The sequence below is a fragment of the Melioribacteraceae bacterium genome, from assembly GCA_035362835.1.
Classification (GTDB): Bacteria; Bacteroidota; Ignavibacteria; order Ignavibacteriales; family Melioribacteraceae; genus DSXH01.
The window spans coordinates 120,215-139,030 of sequence record DAOSDY010000004.1 but is presented as its reverse complement, the minus strand read 5'-3'; the positions used below and the strand labels follow the sequence as shown (position 1 = coordinate 139,030).

The following is an 18,816-nucleotide window of genomic DNA, read 5'->3' as shown; positions in this document are numbered from 1 at the left end:
TTAAAGTTTAATACTGAGATTATTGCGCATTATCGTTTTGGCATCAAATTGTTCTTTGAATTCAATCAGGCTCATACTGGGCGTCATCGGATTTTCCGCTTTAGTATCCTGGGAAACGCCAATATCGACGTAGGAGTAACCTTTATCTGTGGCATAATTAACAACATCGTACATAATTCTGTGCATCGGCTTATATTCTGCAAACTCATAAAGCATCATGTTATAAAAACAGAGAGCTACATTTCTATTAGCAATAAAAACCAGCGAGCCACCGATTGGTTTTTCACCGAGATAGACCATAAAAAGGACAAGATTATTTGGGAGAAGCTGTTTTAATTTTATTAAATCATCGTAGGAATGCGTCGGCTTTGAATTATGCTTAGCTTTGTTTTCAACTAATATCGGATAAAACTGATCGTACCTCTCGTTAATTTCAATCCGCAGATCTTTAATTCGGAAAGTCTTGCGGACATTTCTTCTAGTTGTTGGCGAAAATCTAAGAAGGTAATCCTCACCCTTCCTTAGATTAATTGCACTAGATATATAATGGAGTTTGTAATCAAAACCGAGCCATCTCATTGCGAATTCAAGATTCTGGTTTTGATACTTCTCATATATCATTGGCGCCGAAGTCAGTTCGAATTCCTTAATATTATTTTTTTTACCGTAATCCAGCAGAGCCGAAACAATTTCCATTGCTTCTGCAAATTTAATATCCTTGGTAACAATAGATCCGTAACTGGCTCCGATCGGAGATTCATAAATACCATTGCGCAATGCACCGGGCAGAACCGCCTCTATTTTCCCATATTTAGTGAATATTAGATGATCGAAACGGAATTTGCCAGGTGTGTGGTAGTCTAAAAATTTCTGGAGGTGAAACATTGTACCGTTGTTCGATTCCAGAACAAATTGATCCCACTTTTCTTTCCAGTCTTCAGAATACTTGATGATTTCCATATTATTTGTTCCGCAACTGCATTGATGAAGATTCCGGATTCAAAAATACTATTTAATCGTCTTACATTTCACAAATTGTGCAACATCCCCGGGTATAGTCATCACTTCCTGTTAAAATGTATATATAAAAGTAATGATATTATTATCACCCAGGCCATACTTAACCGGGACGTAAGCATAGTCAATATTCAGACCTTTCCATTTCAATCCGAAACCCGCACTAATATTCTTTGAATCCGATCCGGTTAAATAACCGCCTCTGACAAAAAAAGCATCATCGTAAACCAATTCCGTCCCGACGTGCAGGTGGAGCGATTCATCATCCAGATACTTCTGAATTCCTCCGATGGCATTCATTTTTATTTTTGACTGTCCGAAGTCGATTGAATAGGAAGCGCCGGCTCTGAAATCGATCGGCTGTTTTGTAGATTCATTTCTCATCATACTCATTGAGCCGATATTCCTCAATGAAGCACCGACCGATAGATTGTTTATCAGTCCGGAATAAAGGACACCAAGATCGAAGCCGTATCCCGATGCTTCATCGGAATACAAATTTTCATATATATACCTGAAAGTAACACCCGCATGAAGATTCTCAATAACATTAAATGCTGTTGATAGCCCGGCAGAGAAATAATTTGCGTTAAATTTTGAGATAGGGTCGCCGGGAATGTTTCTTATTTCGATATCAGAAATTGATGTAGTATTTACATTAAGAGCAAACGGAAGTCCGAAAGCAACAATGCTTGCAGAAAAAATTTCCGAACTCAGATCCTGAAACAAAGAATTATGAGAGAATGACAACTGCGTTAATCTCAGAACTGAAAGCTGAGCCGGATTATATTGAATTGAAGTTAACTCACTTCCACTTATAACACCGAGATCGCTCATAGCAATATTCCGTGCCCCCGTGCCGAGTTTGAGGAAAGCTACACCTGAATTTCCTGCTGACTGTGCCGAGATTAATGAAGCAGATAATGTAAGAGTTATAAATATTTTTTTTAGCATATGGTCAGAAGTTTATATTGACACCGATTATATGATGATCCGACGAGGAATAGGGTTCTATAACAAACGCATAGTCGAATCCCAGCCGTAAATTATTCAACGTGTAAAAATATGAAAAACCGAATGAGGGTCGAAGAGGAATTTCACTATTTACCAGATTAATCCGGTCAATCCCGCCTCTTAAGTAAAGATCGGTAATTATATTATACTCAATTCCGGCGCGAAGATATTTTGAGCCGGCATTACTGTTTTCAAACTCAATAGAAGTTAATATTCCGTTCTCTTTAAAGTGATAAGATGCCCCGATTTTTGTAAGGAACGGGAATTTATTCTTCGTTATACTTCCCGAAGTACCGTAAATCTTTCCGCTGTCCCACTCATACTTACTGTTAATATCCGTCATAACCAGTGAAAAAGTAAGAGCGTCGTTATACGAATAAAGAATTCCGGCATCAAAGCCGACACCATTAGAAGTAAAATCCTCGTAGAGTTTGAAGAGATAAAATTTGAATGCAATTCCCACGGCAATTTTATCGGAGAACCGGTTTGAAACGGCAATGAAGAATTGATTTTCGGATGTTGAAAGGTCGCCGGTTTTAACACCCTGATTATCTCGGCCGTCAATTCCCGAAACACCCGCATTAATCAATCCTGCACTAAATCCCGCAACAGATCTCGGTTTAGTTTTCCCGTCCGGAGTTTCAACGCTTCCAAATTCGAATTTGCGTGTGAAGCTTATAAAATTGAGAGTCCGGTCGAGTGATAGAAACGAGTAGGCCGTCTGAAAAAGATTTCCTTCCTGAAAAGATGCGAGCGCCGGATTATAAAAAGAAACCAGATTACCTGTTTTAACCGAAGAAATTGAATTACCCATTGCAATTCCCCTTGCACCGAAACCGATTCTGCTGAAAGCACCAGGCATACTGCTGATTCCAGAAAATTCCGGCTGAGCAATGAGAACAGAAGTCAATAACAGTGTAATACTTAAAAACTTTTTCAAGACAGAACCCGATTTAATTACAATATGACAATTATTTTACCGAACAGCGGTTTATCTGAACCGGCGTCAATCCTGTAAAAATAAACACCGTTGGGCACTACCTTACCCGATTCATCCTTCCCGTTCCAGGACTCAATATGATTCTGGCTTATACTACGCGGTGCATTTTGTATAAGAGTCCTGACCAGATTCATACCGAAATCGAAAATTCTGACAGTAATATTTTCCTGTTTATCGAGGGCATATTTAATACTAACCTGATTCCTGTTCGGATTAAACGGATTCGGGAAAGCATACGATTCTGAAACAGAACTAATCTCATCGCTCGCAAGAAATACTTTCCAGTTCCCCTGCCAGATTCCGGAAGTTTCATTTAAGCGGACAAGTCCGTTAACCGAACCGATCCAGACATTATGGGAATTATTGTTAGCATTTTCAATTTCAACTGCACGGAAGTGCCGTGTATTAATCGATACTTTAGTTCCGTCGTCTATAATGTCAGGTGCGGCAATCCAGGAAGCACCGTTATTTATGGACCGGTACAATCCGTTCTGGGTGGCGACAAATATTTCGGAAGCGGTATAATTTCCGGGGCTTCCGGAATATTTAAATCCGAAATCCATGACCCGCTCATCGGTAAGAAACTGATCCCACGTAAAACCTCCGTCCTTGGAACGGCTAACGCCCCAGAATTCCGTCTGGCCTTCTGTTTTCCACGTACCGGCCCAGATTGAGTTGTCGTGCAGATTTTTATCGAGCGCAAGTATAAAATTTCCGGTGATTGGTTCCGATTGATTTGTATGATTAAACTTCCGCCAGCTGATACCGCCGTCCTCACTCCTATTTAATCCCCCGGCAGTACCAACCCATATAACGTTATCATTCTCGGCCAACACGGAAAAAGCGGTGTGATTATAATTACCGAGAGTACCGGCTTTCGGTTTCCAGATAAAATTTAACTGGTCGGAAGGTGCAATTGAGTTTAGATTATCGGGAGGAAGAACAACCCTCTGCCAGGTTTTACCCATATCAGTCGATTTACGGAATCCACCGCCGAAAGAAGCGATCCATATAGTTCCGGATGTTATTTCGATATCGTAAATAAAATTCTGGAATTCAGTAGCAACCGGCTGAGCCCATAACATGTTGGAACCGTAAGTAATTGTTGAGTCGCCTACATTATCCATCGGCTGATCAATCTTTTTCCATGTATTACCGCCATCGGAAGAGTAACGGATTCCTGTTCCGAAAGGATAGGTCTCTTTTACCCTGTCGTCGTATTGAAAATGCCAGGTAGCAGCGTAGATAATCCCGTTATTGTATGCAATTGCCGAAATGCTCTCTTCTCCGAAAGCCTCGGATTTGTAATAGTTAGTCCAGGTATTTCCTCCATCAGTCGATTTGCTCAGACCTTTCGAAGTACCGAGCCAAATAGTGTTATCCCGTATCAGAATTCTTTCTATTGTATTGCTCGCCGGAGTGGAATCGTAAGCTTTTGAAAGAATATTGCTTTCAAGATTAAACTGAACCGGGATCTGCTGGGCAGTTATTGCTATACCGAATAAAATATAGAGGGAAAGAAATTTTTTCATATCAATCAATTAACATTCATAAAATGAGTTATAATATTGCTGAGGTTATTGCTTTTATCCTTGGCCTGAAATTCGAATTTCCAGCTTCCGGTTTGAGAAGTTGTTCCGAATGAATTCTTAAATGAATAGATACCATCTCCAGCTGTCTGATCTCCAAAGACGTCAAAATTCCCGTCATCAACCATCAGAAAATATCCGAGACCATTCTGCGGATCGACAAGCGAGCCATCCGGCCGGAATAGTTTAAAGTAAACCTGGGATATATCGCCGGGTCCGTTCCGGTCTTCCGCCTTAATTGTAAATATGAACGAATCGCCTCTGTTTACACTTGAAGGGATTGAAAGATTCGATATAACCGGAGTATAACTGACCTGATTGTTATTGTAATCAAAAAGATGGACTGCAACCTTCGATAAATTTTCAGGACTTTGTTTAACATTATCTTCGACGTAATACTCGATAAGATATTTACCGCTGGAATATTTTTTACTGATTCCAATCCTGGCAGAAAATATATTATCATTTGCATTCAAATCACCGTTAACAGGTAAATTGCCGTTATCCTTCATCTCAGAAGATGAAATGACAGTAACTGTACCATCCAGAGATCTTATCTTAAGCCATGCCCGGGATATATATTTAGAATCCTCAAATTCAATACGTGTCAGCAGACTCGAATCTGCAACCGAATAGCTGAAACTCAGCGGGGCAGATATATTTTTTACTTTGTTGTAAACTTTAGTTTGTTCAACAATCCCTTCGGGAATTTCCTCGCAGGCGGAAAAAATCAGAATAATAATGACAATTAGAAACCGGGGCGACAAATTAATCTTCCTTAAAAAATTCGGGTAAGATACAGAGGCATGCAAAAAAAAAGAAAAAATCATAGAAAATTTGCCTATAAAAATGTTGAACAAAAACTAAAGTAGCAAAGTATCTATAATTTTTCCCGATTGTGTGGGACAAAAGTAAAAATTGACACTTTTAATGTCAAGTCATCAAATTTAACTCACAATTAGAAAGAGAGGACAAACGGTGAGAGTGAGAAAGAGAGTATGAAAATGAGGATTGCAAAAAAACCGATTATCATCCGTCCGGTACTCAGTTTTTCAAAAAACGGTACAGGGGGATGCTTAACCTTAATTACAAAATAGAGAATGAAAGCCCAGAAGAGCCAACCGCTCCATCCGAATCCGAGCTCAATACCCAACGTACCGATGAATCCTGATACACCAATGAATGCGAGCAGGAGCATTGAAATGGATGCAACCGCTTCATGAATTTTACCGCCGAACATGCTGTATATGATATGGCCGCCATCGAGCTGACCGACGGGAATAAGATTCATTGCAGTTATGAAAAGACCGAACCAACCTACACAAAGATAGGGATAGTGATAAATTTCGGACATTGGCGGAATAAAAGAATCGGGATTAGCAAAGAGATATTTAACAATTTCAAAAAGAAGTGTAGTCCCGAATTCAAGATGAATTGCGTCCTTTCCGTATTCAGGCGAAAAATAATCGGGATGAATTTGTAATATGTAATCAACCGGAGGCAAATTAGAAAAGCCGTAAACGAGCAAAGCGGTACTGGCAAGGAATCCTGCAATAGGTCCTGCGACACCGATATCGAACATTGCCCTGTTGTTTGGAATTACGGATTTAGTTTTGATGACAGCTCCCATTGTACCGAAATTAAAAAATCCCGGGATCGGAGGGAACGGGATGAAATATGGTAGTGTTGCTTTTACTTTGTGATAAAGAGCGGCAAAATAATGTCCGAACTCATGAACGGTTAAAACAAATAGAATCGAAAGCGCATACGGAAGCCCGCGCATCATTTCGTTTACTTCATAAGGGCCCATCTTACCCGTCGTCCATTCCATGCCGGCAATAATGGTTGTTAAAAATGTAATAACGAAAAGAGAGATATGAATTAATACCGATTTTTTTTTCGATGTTAAAAAAGAAGAGTACGATTTATTAGCGTAGGAATCAGACATTATCAGAGATCCAGATTAATGCCAACAGCCGAATAGGCTTTAGGAAAATCGAAATACTCCCCGTGTATACTTTTACCGGAGTAAAAATGGAAATAGAGACTAATACCGCGCGAATCAGGTTTGCCGAATTTAATTCCGGCTGAGAATGAATGATTGGCGGAATACGTGCCTATATTAATTAGTTTAATGTCGTATGCTGCAAATGGTGTTAGATTCTCTACCAACAAACCTGGGGCAAAATAATCGAATCCTAATTGATAATTTGTCCGGCCGATGAATTCAGGTGTAACATGGAATAAATAAGTAAATCCGGCATATGCTCTGAATGAGTTGATTTTATAAAACGGCATCAGTTCTACAAACTCCCGGCTATAGACTCTAGGATTGAGCCCGTCTCTCCACTGCTGATTTACTCCGTCGTAATGACCATCAACAAAATGAGCACTAATATGACTTAATCTAACGCGGGCTCCGTATTCAATGTTACCTTCAGATTTTTTATAACCTGCATTAATACCGAACAGGTAATCGACAGCATCAACAGGGAAATGAAAATCCTTCTCCCCTCTCAGCAATGTATAGGTAAAAAGATCCGCACCTATAGAGAGTTTCTCGCTATCATTTATTCTATAATGATAAATATCGATTGAATTACCGATATCAAGCCGCAGTTCATTTTTAGAAAAATGAAACAAAAAACCCAATCTCGGCTCCAGAGTATTTGCGGAAAACGGCTGGATGTTAATACTTCCCGGGAAAAGCTCGGTACTTTGCGAATTGATTACATTAGCGAGAAAGAGGAAAATTAGAATACTTTTTTTCATATAACGTTCTGCAAACCATTTGTTCGGGATTTTAAAGATCATACAATTTATTTGTAGTAAAGCGTTTAGACCTCATTAAAAAAAATTTTTATAAAAGATAAATTAAAACCGGGTTAAAATTCCCTTCCTTTCCATTTTACCTTCCTGTCCGGCAGGACAATAAACGGAAGAAGAATCACATAAAGAATGAAATAAATCTCAAATGCAAAAAAGTGAAGAACCTTTATTTTCAAGCCAAGTTTATTAAAGACCGGTAAAACAAAAAAATAGTCGATACATAATTTTAAGAGGCACAAATATAAAGCCGTAGTAGTGAAAAAGAAAGGTGTTAATAATAGTCCAAGATTTGAAATATATCCCCATACCATAACCATGTAGCCAATAAAATCGCTTTCAATTCCACCAACACCCCATCTCTTCTTCTGCCAGAAAAGTGATTTTAAATCTGGGCAAGGTTTTGATGTGACAAGTCCCCCTTTATCCAGCGGATAAATGATTTTGTATTTCTTAAGATGGTGAATTGCCATGAGTAAATTAAAATCCTCTGTTACGGAGAATTTCAAATTCTCATAGCCGCCGACTTCAAGATAGGCAGACTTTCTATACGACATATTATTGCCGATGCAGCTGAGAGGTTTCTTAAGATTGATAGAACCTGCAGCCACAGTAAGAAGGTAGATAAAATCGATTGCCTGCATCCCGAAAAACGGGGTTGCATCTCCTTGAGTAGTATAACCGCCAACAAAGCCGACGTCCGGTTTAAAGTATGATGCGAGCGTAAGAGCCCATTTGGGGTTCACCTTACAATCGGCATCGGTAGTTAGTATAATCTCACCGTTAGAAATTTTTACGGCATTGGCCAGAGCATTTGTTTTCCCTTTGAGATGTCCGATCGATTCTGACGGAGTAATAAGCCGGAAGCGTTTTTTTTCCGAAATAAACGATTCAATAATTTCTCCCGTGCGGTCTGTTGAATGATCATTGACGATTATGATTTCTATTTTTTCTTCAGGGTAGATCAGGTTTTGGAGGGAGGAGAGGCAATCGAGAATATTCTCCTCTTCATTCCTGGCGGCAACAATCACGGATATCGGCGGAAGGTCTATATCATCAATTTTCCCGAACCTGATCCCCGCTCCGATTGTGAAAATAAGAATCTCGATAAAGTAGAATGAAAGACCAGTTAAAAAGATCAACTCAAACATGATATAATTTTATTTCAATTGTCTGATGAAATATAAATAATATTAGAGAGGTAAACCTTATATTGCGTTAAAGAAATCTCCAAACTGTAAAGCAGTAAATATGCCGGGCAGAGTAAAACCTCTTAAAAAATTCGGACAAAATTATTTAACCGATAATAATATAGTCCACAAGATCATAGATTCATTCAATCCTTCCCGGGAGGAATGTATTGTGGAAATAGGGCCCGGAACAGGTTCTCTAACAAAATTACTTTATGAAAAAACCGGCCCTTTCACCGTCGTAGAAATAGATACACGAGTAATTGAAGATCTTAGGCAGGAATACCCCGGATTGAAAATTATAAGCGGTGATTTCCTTGATATTGACATTAATAATCTCAAGCAGAACGATAAGGTTCTTAGAGTAATTGGGAATATTCCCTACAACATAACCTCTTCTATATTATTCAAGCTGATAAGAAACCGCAGGATAATATCCGATGCGTTATTGATGGTTCAACTTGAAGTGGCACAAAGGATGACCTCCGGGCGAGGTTCAAAAGACTACGGAATACTGAGCGTTCTGCTCGGTTATTTTACCGAAACAAAAATCTGCTTTAAAATTTCACCCAATGTATTCTACCCGAAACCGAAAGTCTGGTCGGCAATAGTGCAAATAAATTTTTCGAAAGGGACCGACGATACAATTGACGACGAGGATTTCATTCAGGTTGTAAAAGCATCGTTCGGGAACAGAAGAAAAACATTAAAAAATTCGTTAAGTAATAGTATATTTAAGGGCGTTAATATTGATAGCGGGCAATTCTCACTATCGCGTCGCGCTGAAGAATTATCAATCCAGGATTTTATAACACTTACAAGATTAATTAAGGAAACCGGATGGCAGAAGAATTAAGAAGTCTTCATGACCTTCTAGAGGAAGATCCTGAGATAATAGATAATATAAAAGTACTGATTGAAGAAGAAGCGGCACAGAGCCTGCTTTCAATTTTTACCGATATCCATCCCGCAGATATTGCCGAAATAATAAACCACCTGGATAAAGAGAAAGCCCGTTACCTTTTCAATATTCTCGACACTGAAACCGCCAGCGAAGTAATTATTGAGCTTGACGAGAACCTGCGCGAAAAAATTCTTGAAGAAGTAGACGCGGAAAAAATCGCAGATATAGTTGACGAACTCGATACGGATGATGCTACCGATATTGTAAGCGAATTACCGGAACAGATAGCCGAACAGGTTCTTGAATATATTGAACCGGAATCGTCAGAAGACGTAAAAGAGCTTCTCAAATACCCCGAGGATTCTGCCGGCGGTATTATGACGAGCGATTTTATTCACGTACTCGAAGATGCTACGATCGCTGATGCTATTGAACAAGTCCGGAAGAAGGCAGATATAATTGATCATATATATTACATCTACGTAACAAAACAGAACGAGGAATTAACGGGATTCATTCTGCTCAAATCCCTTCTGCTTCACCCTCTCGATACAAAAGTTTCGACTATTCTTGAGGAAGATCTTATTACAGTTCATCCGGATGACGACCAGGAAAAGGTTGCAAACCTGATGAAGAAGTACGACCTTGTATCCGTACCGGTTGTTGACGACAACGGAATAATACTGGGACGTATAACGATAGATGACATTGTTGACGTTATTGATGAAGAAGCCGGGGAGGATATTCAGAAATTTGCAGGTCTGTCCGAAGAGGAAGAGATAAGCGACAGTTCATTCACTATATCCCGCATTAGACTCCCATGGTTATTTGTAGCATTGTTTGGAGAGATGATAAGTGCTGTAGTCCTCTCCTCTTTCCAGGCTTCAATTGAAAAGATTCTTATAGCCAGCTTTTTCATTCCTGTAGTAATGGCTATGGGAGGGAGCTCCGGCACGCAGGCCGCAATCGTTATGGTACGCAGATTAACAGAGCACGATGTTTGGTTCAAAACAAGTTATAAAAAAATTCTTAAGGAATTTCTGGTCGGTTTATTCAATGGGATTGTATGCGGAGTAATTCTGATAATCGCCACACATTACCTTTTTAACGCTGAGTTCAAATTCTCGATTGTACTTTCGATTTCATTGCTCGTAATAATGATTTTCGCTACGGTGATGGGTGCTACAATTCCCCTTATGCTAAAAAGATTCGGTGCGGACCCCGCAGTAGCCACGGGTCCTTTTGTTGCAACGATGAACGACATATTCGGATTAACCATTTACCTTTCGATAATAACATTTGCATTTCTATAATAATGGAACGGATCAGATCTTTTTTTTTGAACCTGAACACGACTGATTTAACCGTAATTGTATTTTCTGTCTTCCTTTCTGTTATCAATATCATTTTTATCGGTAGAATTGAGTACTGGTATTTAAATCTAACGATGAACATTATAGTAATAACAACTGCATTTTATCTTTCATTTAAAAGTAAAAAAGGAGGAATCTGGAAGCAGGTTCACTACTGGTACCTGATCCCTCTCATCTTTATTTTTTTCAAAGAACTATATTTTATGGTCGATCCGATACGCGGAATTATCTACGATGACGTATTAATTAAAATAGACAGATTCATATTCGGAGCAGATCCGACTGTTGAGTTATATAAAATCGCAAATCCAATGCTCACCGAACTTCTTCAGATAGTTTACGGCACATTTTTCTTTTTGCCTGTGATTTTAGCCGCAGATATGATACTTCAGGGTAAATGGAAGGAACTCGATTACGGAGCATTCATAATAGTATATGGATTTACACTTTCTTACATCGGTTATCTGCTGGTTCCTGCAATAGGGCCGAGATTTACTTTACATGTTTTTGAAACAAATAACATTGAAATGCCCGGACTTTTTTTAACAGATTTTTTACGGGAAGTAGTTAATACCGGCGAGTCGATACCATCCGGCACTATTAATCCGGCTGAGATAGTTCAGCGCGACGTCTTTCCGAGCGGTCATACTCAAATGACGCTGCTTGTAATGATACTCTCGGTAAAATTCGGAAGCCGCTTAAGATATTTTTTTCTGATAAATGGAACGCTTTTAATATTTGCGACTGTTTATTTAAGGTACCATTATGTAGTGGACCTTATTGCAGGCGCACTGTTTATGTTTTTTACATTGTGGAGCGGTCGGAATATTCACAGATGGTGGAATCAGGTCAGTAATCCAGCGTCAACTTTCTGAATAGTTTCGACAATTAAATAGAAATACCTGTCGAGTGAACAGTTTGCATCTTCGCGAAGGTAGCAAAAGCCCTCCTCGTTCTGGGCATTGCATTCGATACAGACAGTTTCTCTAAGATTTTTATATATTTTTGTCAGTTCAGCATTATCATTGTTGTGAACGAGGTCAATAATTCTGGGCAAATACAATTCAACTGCGCAGACTTCATCCTTGTTTAATGTGCATCCACCTTTTTCATTAGAATCGACACAGATTGCACAGACATTATGTTTTATAGCTTTTAAATATTTATCCATTTTGATTTCCGTAAATTGACACTAAAAAAGTAGTAATTAAAAGACAAATATGGAAGAAACAGAGAATAAAAAAGAGAAAGTAAAAAGAATTTTCGATTCTATTTCTCACAGATATGATTTTCTTAATCATTTCCTGAGTCTGGGGATCGATTTTTACTGGCGTAAAATGGCAATCAGCTACACCGGAATGAATCCGGATTCTATATTACTGGATTTAGCATGCGGTACAGGGGATTTTTCTATTGCTGCTCGGAAATCCGGGATCAGGAAGATTTTCGGTGCAGATTTATCTTTTAATATGCTCCGTTTGTTTGAAAAGAAAGCTGAATGGATAAAAGGGAAAAAGATACAATGCGTTGCAGAATACCTCCCTTTCAAACCGGAATCTTTTACGAATATAACTGTGGCTTTCGGTGTCAGAAATTTTTATGATATTCAGGAAGGTTTTAATTCTTTCCACAGGGTTTTAAAACCAGGCGGGAAAGCGACTATTCTGGAATTCCGGCTCCCTTCCAACAGACTCATAAAAAAATTATATCTTTTTTATTTCAACAGGATACTTCCTTTCCTAGGAAGGATTATTTCAAAGGACCGGGAAGCATACACTTACCTGCCGGAATCGGTCGGCGAATTCGATAAGAAGATTGATTTAATTGAAATACTGAACCGGAGCGGATTTTCAAGAGCAGAAAAGCATTCATTGACCTTCGGACTAGTCCAGGTTGTAATCGGACAGAAATGATCAGAAGAATTTTTTTATAAGACTTTCCTTCAGTTTTTTAAAAGATCCGGCGCGGTGACTAATTTTATTTTTAAGTTCAAAATCGAGCTGGCTGATTGTCTGTTCGTAACCATCAGGAATAAATATCGGGTCGTATCCAAATCCGGCTGTACCTCTCTCCTCTTTAATAACGATGCCGTGCAGTTCACCAACCGCATCAATTCTATTTAAGCCGTCATAAAAAACAGCGTGACTAATGAATTTAGCTTTATGCGGTTCCGGGAAGGAGCTTAATTCTTTTATCACTTTCAAATTATTATCGGCAAAGGTGCAGTTTTCCCCCGCATATCGGGCTGAAATAACACCCGGTCTTCCATCCAGCTGTTCTACCATCAATCCAGAATCGTCTGCGAAAGTCGGTTCATTATAAATTTTATAGACTGCTTCAGCTTTCAGCCAGGCATTTTCAGCGAAAGTTTCACCAGTTTCCTCTACATCAATATTATTTCCTAGATCGTAAAGAGAGATTATTTCAAACCGGGAATTATTAAAGATTGATTTTACTTCTTTTACTTTACCCTGATTCTGACTTGCAAAAATAATTTTCAATTAAGCACCGCGATTTGTTATGATAATACTCTTTCAATAAGTTTTTGCAGCTCCTGTTTACCATCTCTAATTAATTTTTCTTTTTCATAATCCAGACATAAACCATCCTGTGCAGCTATTTGTCCGTCGATAAATACCATTTTTACACAATCAGCATTAGATGAATAGACAATCCTGGAATAGACCGAATCGAGGTCCTGATTCAATGGCTGGTCCGGTCTATCGAGATCGAGCAGTGCGAGGTCGGCTTTTTTACCTACTTCAATACTTCCGATTTCATTTTCAAGATGAAGCGCCCTGGCCCCGTCTATAGTTGCGAGTTTAAAGACCGTTTTTGCATCCATAGAAGTCGGTCCATGAACCGGCTTCTGAATCATTGCCGAAAGATGCATCTCCTTAAAGATGCTGAGGGAATTATTACAGGGGGCACCGTCAGCGCCAAGTGAAACGGATATGCCTTCTTTAAGCATTCGCGGAATATCCGCAATTCCGGAGCCCAGTTTGAGATTTGAAGAAGGACAATGTGCAACTCTAACGCTATTCCTTTTCAACGAGTTAAACTCATTATTTTCAAGCTGGATACAGTGAGCCAGCACGGTCCGTTCATCGAGTATTCCGATCGATTCGAAATAATCGACGTTTGCCCTGCCGTGCATTCTTTTTACAATCTCTAGCTCTTTTTTATTTTCCGAAGCGTGAGTATGAAAAAATGAACCTTCAAAATCCTTCATCATCTCCCTGGTCTCGAGCAATTGCTTTTCCGTAGATGACAAAACGAACCGGGGCGCAAATGCATATTTAATCTTTCCATCCGAGGAATTGTGAAATTCTTTTGCCAGCTGAAAAGAAGAATCGATTCCCTCACGGGTCGATTCATAAAATTCCGGATAGAGTTGATTTATATCGATCATACACTTACCCGCAAAAGCACGGATACCGGATTTTATCAGTTCTTCAAAAATTGTTTCCTGATGCCTTAAAGTACCCATGTCTACAATAGTTGTTGTTCCGCCAGAGATCAATTCGTTAAGTCCGAGTTTAACCGAAGCCCTAAGCGAATTTTTATCGTGAGAATTTTCGTAAGGGAAAATCTTTTTCTGAAGCCAGTCGAGTAATTCAAGATCATCTGCTAGTCCCCTGAATAATGTCTGACAGAGATGTATATGAGTCTGAACAAAACCGGGGATCAAAGTTAAATTATCGAAACGAAATACTTCCCCATCAAACGTGTTTATATCAAACTCACTAACCGGTGCAATCTTATTTATTACCCCGTCGGATATTTCGACGGCATAGCCGGAAAGAAGGTCATCGCGACTGTTAACGGAAACAATAAGTCCGGGAATAATCAGTTTACTGGTTTTTCTTTTTTTCATTGAATATCTCGTCCATTTTTTCGACGGCATAACGGAGATGCGGGATTACAATAGAACCACCGACAATAAGAGCAATGTTAAAAGATTCATAAAGTTCCTGTTCGGAAGCACCCTCTTGAATAGAACGGTCGATATGATAAAGGATGCAATCATTGCAGCGGAGAACCATCGATGCAACGAGTCCCATAAGCTCCTTTGTTTTTGCTGAAAGAGCACCATCAATATAAGCCTTATTATCAAGAGCAAAAAATTTATTGAAATCCCTGAATCCGGAATTCAGAATTCTGTCATTCATTTCACTCCGGTACGCATGAAATTCATTTACAGTAGTTTTCATTTAGACTCCTTCAATTTACGAGATAATTCCTTTTTTAAGAATTGCCCGGTAAGACTTTCCGTAGATTCAGCAATTTGTTCCGGAGTGCCGGCAGCAATAATCCTACCGCCATATTCACCGCCGCCGGGTCCGAGATCGACTACATGATCCGCAACTTTAATTACGTCGAGGTTATGTTCAACTACAACAACTGTATTACCCTTATTCACAAGCTGGTTAAGTACATTAAGCAGGATTCTTACATCCTCAAAATGAAGGCCGGTAGTAGGTTCATCCAGAACATAGAGTGTTTTGCCGGTACTGACCTTGCTTAATTCGGTAGCAAGTTTTACACGCTGGGCTTCACCGCCGGAGAGAGTGGTTGCCTGCTGACCCAGACGAAGATAACCAAGACCAACATCCTGGAGTGATTTAACTTTACGATAAATAGTAGGGAAATCCTGAAAGAACTCTACAGCACTCTCAACAGTCATATCGAGTACATCGGCAATAGATTTGGTTCTATAAAGGATTTCGAGAGTTTCCCTGTTATAGCGTTTTCCATTGCATATTTCACACATCACATATACATCCGGCAGAAAATTCATTTCAATTTTTTTAACGCCGTCACCCTCGCATTCTTCGCACCGTCCGCCCGACACATTAAAACTGTATCTGCCGGGGGCGTAACCTCTTACTTTCGATTCGGGCAACTGCGCAAACAGATCGCGGATATGTGTAAATAATCCGGTATAAGTGGCCGGGTTGGATCTTGGGGTTCTTCCGATAGGAGTTTGATCTATTTCGATTATCTTATCGATGTTTTCAAGACCTTTAACCTCCTTAAACGGAAGAGGGACAACTTTTGAATCATAGATTTTCTTAAATAAAATTCTAACAAGAGTTTCGTTAATGAGGGATGATTTACCTGAACCGCTCACACCTGTTATAGCAGTGAATAATCCTAAGGGCAGTTTAAGATTAATTTTCTGAAGATTGTTACCCGAAGCACCTTTCAATTCAATAAATCTTCCGTCACTTTTTCTTCTCTTTTCAGGGACTTCTATGCTTTTTTTGTCTTTGAGATATTGAAGAGTAAGAGAATTTATCCCATTGCGGGATTTAACAATTTCCGATGTATTTCCTCGCACGCATACTTCACCGCCATGTTCACCTGCAAGGGGACCAAGATCAACAATATAATCCGAACTCTCAATTGTCTCCCTGTCGTGTTCAACCACAATAACCGTATTGCCGATATCTCTAAGATTTTTAAGCGACTTAATCAGTTTTACATTATCGGACTGATGAAGTCCGATGCTCGGTTCATCAAGGACATAGAGAACTCCAGCCAGCTGCGAGCCGATCTGAGTTGCAAGGCGAATTCTCTGAGCTTCGCCTCCGGATAGAGTTCTTGCAGACCTGTCGAGTGTAAGATAATCGAGTCCAACGTTAATTAAAAAACGGAGGCGGGATGTAATCTCTTTAAGAATCTGTGTGGCAATCAGTTCGTCCCTTCCGCTGAGCTTAAGAGTATCGAAAAAGTTAAGACACTTTTCGATTGAAAGAGAAGTAACACCGGATATATTAAGACTGTTGATAATTACAGCGAGGGACTCTTTTTTTAATCTGCCGCCATTACAGGTAGTGCATGTAAGGGTATTCATAAAAGATTCGGCCCATTCACGTATTTTGTTCGAAGAAGTATTATCGTAATAGTGTTTAATGTAATTTAATACTCCGCCGAACTTATGCATATAAGTGACAGTTTTACCGCCGCCGTAAGTGTATTTGAATGGGATCTTTTCTTTCGAACCTTTTAGAAGAATTTCCAGTTGTTCGTCGGAAAACTTATTAAGCGGTGTATTATAGTCGAATCCGAATTTTTCTGAGATACTATCAAGCTGATTAAAGAACCAGATGCTTCTCGGTTTTCCTAATGGAGCTAGGGCTTCTTCGTTTATTGTCTTTTCCCAATCGGGGATAATCAGATTAATATCAAGTTCTTTCTTTTCACCAAGTCCGTCACATTCAGGACACGACCCGTAAGGTGAATTGAAAGAGAAAGAATTAGGTGCAAGTTCCTGGAATCCGATACCGCAATGAGCACAGGCAAAATTTCTGCTGAACCAGTAATCCTCCGATTCATCATTTACAATAACGTTGCCATTACCATAGTTCAGTGCAACTTCGATCGACTGACGGATCCGGTACCTTGAATTTGCAGATACTTTCATTCTATCTACAGCTATTTCGATATCATGAGTTTTATAACGGTCAACCTTAAAGTCGTCTATAAGTTCTTTCACTTCGCCATCGATACGGACTCTAAGGAATCCGTCCCTCATAATTTCCTGGAAGAGTTCGCGGTAGTGTCCTTTGCGGCCCCTTACAACCGGGGCAAAAATCTGAATTTTCTTTTCTTCAAAATCTTTAATTACAGTATCTATTATCTGATCGGAGGATTGTTTATCAACCGGTCTGCCACAGTTGTAGCAATGAACTTTCCCGATTCGCGCATAGAGCAATCGCAGGTAATCGTATATTTCAGTTACGGTTCCAACAGTAGATCTCGGATTTCCTGCGGTCGATTTCTGTTCGATTGAGATCGCCGGACTAAGCCCCTCGATAAGGTCCACATCAGGTTTTTCAAGTATGTTAAGGAATTGTCGGGCATAAGAGGAAAGCGATTCTATATACCTTCTCTGACCCTCTGCATAAATTGTATCGAATGCAAGAGAAGATTTACCGGAACCTGAAAGACCCGTAATAACGACGAATGAATCGCGGGGGATTTCCAGGTCGATATTCTTAAGATTGTGCTCTCTTGCACCTTTGATTAATATTTTAGAGTCCATTTTGGTAAATTTGCCTAAGTTCAGTTTGTTATTTTAGATAATCATAGAACTAAAATCAATTTTGGATCGGAAAAATTTGGAATTACTTCCCTCACACATTACTACTGTAACACAATCTTATGAAATCAAATTTAAAGAAAAAGGTTCCTTATTCATCGGACAGATATTTCATACTGAGGACGAAAATGATGCTCAGGTAATACTGGAAGGAGTAAGAAAAAAATATTTTGACGCTACACATAATTGTTACGCATATAGAATTACAGACGGATCGATTAAATATTCCGATGACGGTGAGCCAAACGGAACAGCCGGCAAAAGAATACTGAACGCGATAAATCATGAGAAATTGTTTAATGTGATAATAATTGTTACCCGTTATTTCGGGGGGACTAAGCTGGGGATCGGGCCGCTCGGAAACGCATATTACGATGCTTCTATTGAGGTTATTAAGGCCAGTACTAAAAATGAACTAGGGCTATATGTAAAAGCCAAAATCCGGTATGATTTTGAATTCTCCAATCTAATACACCGGTTAATTTCGCAGCATAATGTTAAAATAACTTCAAACTTTTTTGAAGATTTGCCCGGAATGGAATTCCTGATCCCTGTTGAAACTAAGGACTCATTTTGTCGTGAAATCAAAGAAAAGTCTTTATCAAAGCTTAAAGTCGAAATAACCGATCAATACATTTACCTCTAATATCCCGATAATTTCACTCCATTTTAGATACTGAAATTTTCAAGAAGATTAAGGTTTAAAATTGGATAATTGTGGGTAAAGTTTTACCACACAATCCGGCATATAATGGGAAGAGTATTTTTTCTGGTTCATATAACGGAATAATATTA

General features: G+C 39.2%; 18 protein-coding genes. 5 read left to right on the top strand and 13 right to left on the bottom strand.

Annotation, left to right across the window (positions count from 1 at the left end; translation table 11 throughout):
* The 8 genes from PLZ15_13650 to PLZ15_13615 all read right to left on the bottom strand — a co-directional run bounded on the left by PLZ15_13650 (nucleotide 1) and on the right by PLZ15_13615 (nucleotide 8,597).
* Nucleotides 1-960, bottom strand: a complete 960-nt coding sequence (locus PLZ15_13650) for a GNAT family N-acetyltransferase (protein HOI30789.1) — start codon at nucleotides 958-960, stop codon at nucleotides 1-3.
* 111 nt (nucleotides 961-1,071) lie between these two features.
* A complete protein-coding gene (locus PLZ15_13645; protein ID HOI30788.1) occupies nucleotides 1,072-1,971 on the bottom strand; it encodes a PorV/PorQ family protein in 900 nt (299 codons plus the stop codon).
* A 4-nt stretch (nucleotides 1,972-1,975) separates the two neighbouring features.
* On the bottom strand, nucleotides 1,976-2,971 hold the full coding sequence (locus tag PLZ15_13640; GenBank protein HOI30787.1) for a hypothetical protein: 996 nt from the start codon (nucleotides 2,969-2,971) through the stop codon (nucleotides 1,976-1,978).
* A gap of 17 nt (nucleotides 2,972-2,988) precedes the next feature.
* Nucleotides 2,989-4,563 (bottom strand): hypothetical protein, encoded by a 1,575-nt coding sequence (locus PLZ15_13635; GenBank protein ID HOI30786.1) that lies wholly within the window; start codon nucleotides 4,561-4,563, stop codon nucleotides 2,989-2,991.
* Between the two features lie 5 nt (nucleotides 4,564-4,568).
* A complete protein-coding gene (locus PLZ15_13630) occupies nucleotides 4,569-5,387 on the bottom strand; it encodes a hypothetical protein (protein ID HOI30785.1) in 819 nt (272 codons plus the stop codon).
* Nucleotides 5,388-5,578: 191 nt separating this feature from the next.
* Entirely contained in the window at nucleotides 5,579-6,568 is a 990-nt protein-coding gene (locus PLZ15_13625) for a site-2 protease family protein (GenBank protein HOI30784.1), read from the bottom strand.
* Between the two features lie 2 nt (nucleotides 6,569-6,570).
* Complete coding sequence (locus PLZ15_13620) at nucleotides 6,571-7,392, bottom strand: DUF1207 domain-containing protein (GenBank protein HOI30783.1); 822 nt, start codon at nucleotides 7,390-7,392, stop codon at nucleotides 6,571-6,573.
* Between the two features lie 113 nt (nucleotides 7,393-7,505).
* Nucleotides 7,506-8,597 (bottom strand): glycosyltransferase, encoded by a 1,092-nt coding sequence (locus tag PLZ15_13615; GenBank protein ID HOI30782.1) that lies wholly within the window; start codon nucleotides 8,595-8,597, stop codon nucleotides 7,506-7,508.
* A 100-nt stretch (nucleotides 8,598-8,697) separates the two neighbouring features.
* Between PLZ15_13615 and rsmA the strand changes: the two genes are divergently transcribed.
* The 3 genes from rsmA to PLZ15_13600 are packed head-to-tail and all read left to right on the top strand — an operon-like array spanning nucleotide 8,698 to nucleotide 11,788.
* Nucleotides 8,698-9,492: a 16S rRNA (adenine(1518)-N(6)/adenine(1519)-N(6))-dimethyltransferase RsmA gene (gene rsmA, locus PLZ15_13610; protein HOI30781.1), complete on the top strand. Its 795-nt coding sequence runs from the start codon at nucleotides 8,698-8,700 to the stop codon at nucleotides 9,490-9,492.
* Nucleotides 9,477-10,853 (top strand): magnesium transporter, encoded by a 1,377-nt coding sequence (gene mgtE / locus PLZ15_13605; GenBank protein ID HOI30780.1) that lies wholly within the window; start codon nucleotides 9,477-9,479, stop codon nucleotides 10,851-10,853. Before rsmA ends, mgtE begins: the two co-directional genes overlap by 16 nt.
* 2 nt (nucleotides 10,854-10,855) lie before the next feature.
* Entirely contained in the window at nucleotides 10,856-11,788 is a 933-nt protein-coding gene (locus PLZ15_13600; GenBank protein ID HOI30779.1) for a phosphatase PAP2 family protein, read from the top strand.
* On the opposite strand, the gene PLZ15_13595 is transcribed toward PLZ15_13600, so the two are convergent.
* Nucleotides 11,758-12,084: a hypothetical protein gene (locus PLZ15_13595; protein HOI30778.1), complete on the bottom strand. Its 327-nt coding sequence runs from the start codon at nucleotides 12,082-12,084 to the stop codon at nucleotides 11,758-11,760. The two genes, PLZ15_13600 and PLZ15_13595, sit on opposite strands and share 31 nt — an antisense overlap.
* A gap of 49 nt (nucleotides 12,085-12,133) precedes the next feature.
* Between PLZ15_13595 and ubiE the strand changes: the two genes are divergently transcribed.
* A complete protein-coding gene (gene ubiE, locus PLZ15_13590) occupies nucleotides 12,134-12,826 on the top strand; it encodes a bifunctional demethylmenaquinone methyltransferase/2-methoxy-6-polyprenyl-1,4-benzoquinol methylase UbiE (GenBank protein HOI30777.1) in 693 nt (230 codons plus the stop codon).
* Here ubiE and rdgB read toward each other — a convergent pair whose 3' ends face one another.
* The 4 genes from rdgB to uvrA are packed head-to-tail and all read right to left on the bottom strand — an operon-like array spanning nucleotide 12,827 to nucleotide 17,964.
* The gene (rdgB, locus tag PLZ15_13585) at nucleotides 12,827-13,414 is read right to left on the bottom strand and encodes an RdgB/HAM1 family non-canonical purine NTP pyrophosphatase (protein HOI30776.1); all 588 of its coding nucleotides are present in this window, start codon (nucleotides 13,412-13,414) and stop codon (nucleotides 12,827-12,829) included.
* Nucleotides 13,415-13,431: 17 nt separating this feature from the next.
* Nucleotides 13,432-14,790, bottom strand: coding sequence for an amidohydrolase family protein (locus PLZ15_13580; GenBank protein ID HOI30775.1), 1,359 nt, complete (start codon nucleotides 14,788-14,790; stop codon nucleotides 13,432-13,434).
* Nucleotides 14,768-15,127, bottom strand: coding sequence for a carboxymuconolactone decarboxylase family protein (locus PLZ15_13575; GenBank protein ID HOI30774.1), 360 nt, complete (start codon nucleotides 15,125-15,127; stop codon nucleotides 14,768-14,770). Before PLZ15_13575 ends, PLZ15_13580 begins: the two co-directional genes overlap by 23 nt.
* On the bottom strand, nucleotides 15,124-17,964 hold the full coding sequence (gene uvrA / locus PLZ15_13570) for an excinuclease ABC subunit UvrA (GenBank protein ID HOI30773.1): 2,841 nt from the start codon (nucleotides 17,962-17,964) through the stop codon (nucleotides 15,124-15,126). Before uvrA ends, PLZ15_13575 begins: the two co-directional genes overlap by 4 nt.
* A 76-nt stretch (nucleotides 17,965-18,040) precedes the next feature.
* Between uvrA and PLZ15_13565 the strand changes: the two genes are divergently transcribed.
* Nucleotides 18,041-18,667, top strand: coding sequence for a YigZ family protein (locus PLZ15_13565; GenBank protein ID HOI30772.1), 627 nt, complete (start codon nucleotides 18,041-18,043; stop codon nucleotides 18,665-18,667).
* The last annotated feature ends 149 nt before the right edge of the window (nucleotides 18,668-18,816 follow it).

Coding starts and splice junctions, on each gene's coding strand:
- PLZ15_13650 (HOI30789.1), bottom strand. CDS start 960: ATGGAAATCATCAAGTATTCTGAAGACTGGAAAGAAAAGTGGGATCAA.
- PLZ15_13645 (HOI30788.1), bottom strand. CDS start 1,971: ATGCTAAAAAAAATATTTATAACTCTTACATTATCTGCTTCATTAATC.
- PLZ15_13635 (HOI30786.1), bottom strand. CDS start 4,563: ATGAAAAAATTTCTTTCCCTCTATATTTTATTCGGTATAGCAATAACT.
- PLZ15_13625 (HOI30784.1), bottom strand. CDS start 6,568: ATGTCTGATTCCTACGCTAATAAATCGTACTCTTCTTTTTTAACATCG.
- PLZ15_13620 (HOI30783.1), bottom strand. CDS start 7,392: ATGAAAAAAAGTATTCTAATTTTCCTCTTTCTCGCTAATGTAATCAAT.
- PLZ15_13615 (HOI30782.1), bottom strand. CDS start 8,597: ATGTTTGAGTTGATCTTTTTAACTGGTCTTTCATTCTACTTTATCGAG.
- rsmA (HOI30781.1), top strand. CDS start 8,698: ATGCCGGGCAGAGTAAAACCTCTTAAAAAATTCGGACAAAATTATTTA.
- mgtE (HOI30780.1), top strand. CDS start 9,477: ATGGCAGAAGAATTAAGAAGTCTTCATGACCTTCTAGAGGAAGATCCT.
- PLZ15_13600 (HOI30779.1), top strand. CDS start 10,856: ATGGAACGGATCAGATCTTTTTTTTTGAACCTGAACACGACTGATTTA.
- PLZ15_13595 (HOI30778.1), bottom strand. CDS start 12,084: ATGGATAAATATTTAAAAGCTATAAAACATAATGTCTGTGCAATCTGT.
- ubiE (HOI30777.1), top strand. CDS start 12,134: ATGGAAGAAACAGAGAATAAAAAAGAGAAAGTAAAAAGAATTTTCGAT.
- PLZ15_13580 (HOI30775.1), bottom strand. CDS start 14,790: ATGAAAAAAAGAAAAACCAGTAAACTGATTATTCCCGGACTTATTGTT.
- PLZ15_13575 (HOI30774.1), bottom strand. CDS start 15,127: ATGAAAACTACTGTAAATGAATTTCATGCGTACCGGAGTGAAATGAAT.
- uvrA (HOI30773.1), bottom strand. CDS start 17,964: ATGGACTCTAAAATATTAATCAAAGGTGCAAGAGAGCACAATCTTAAG.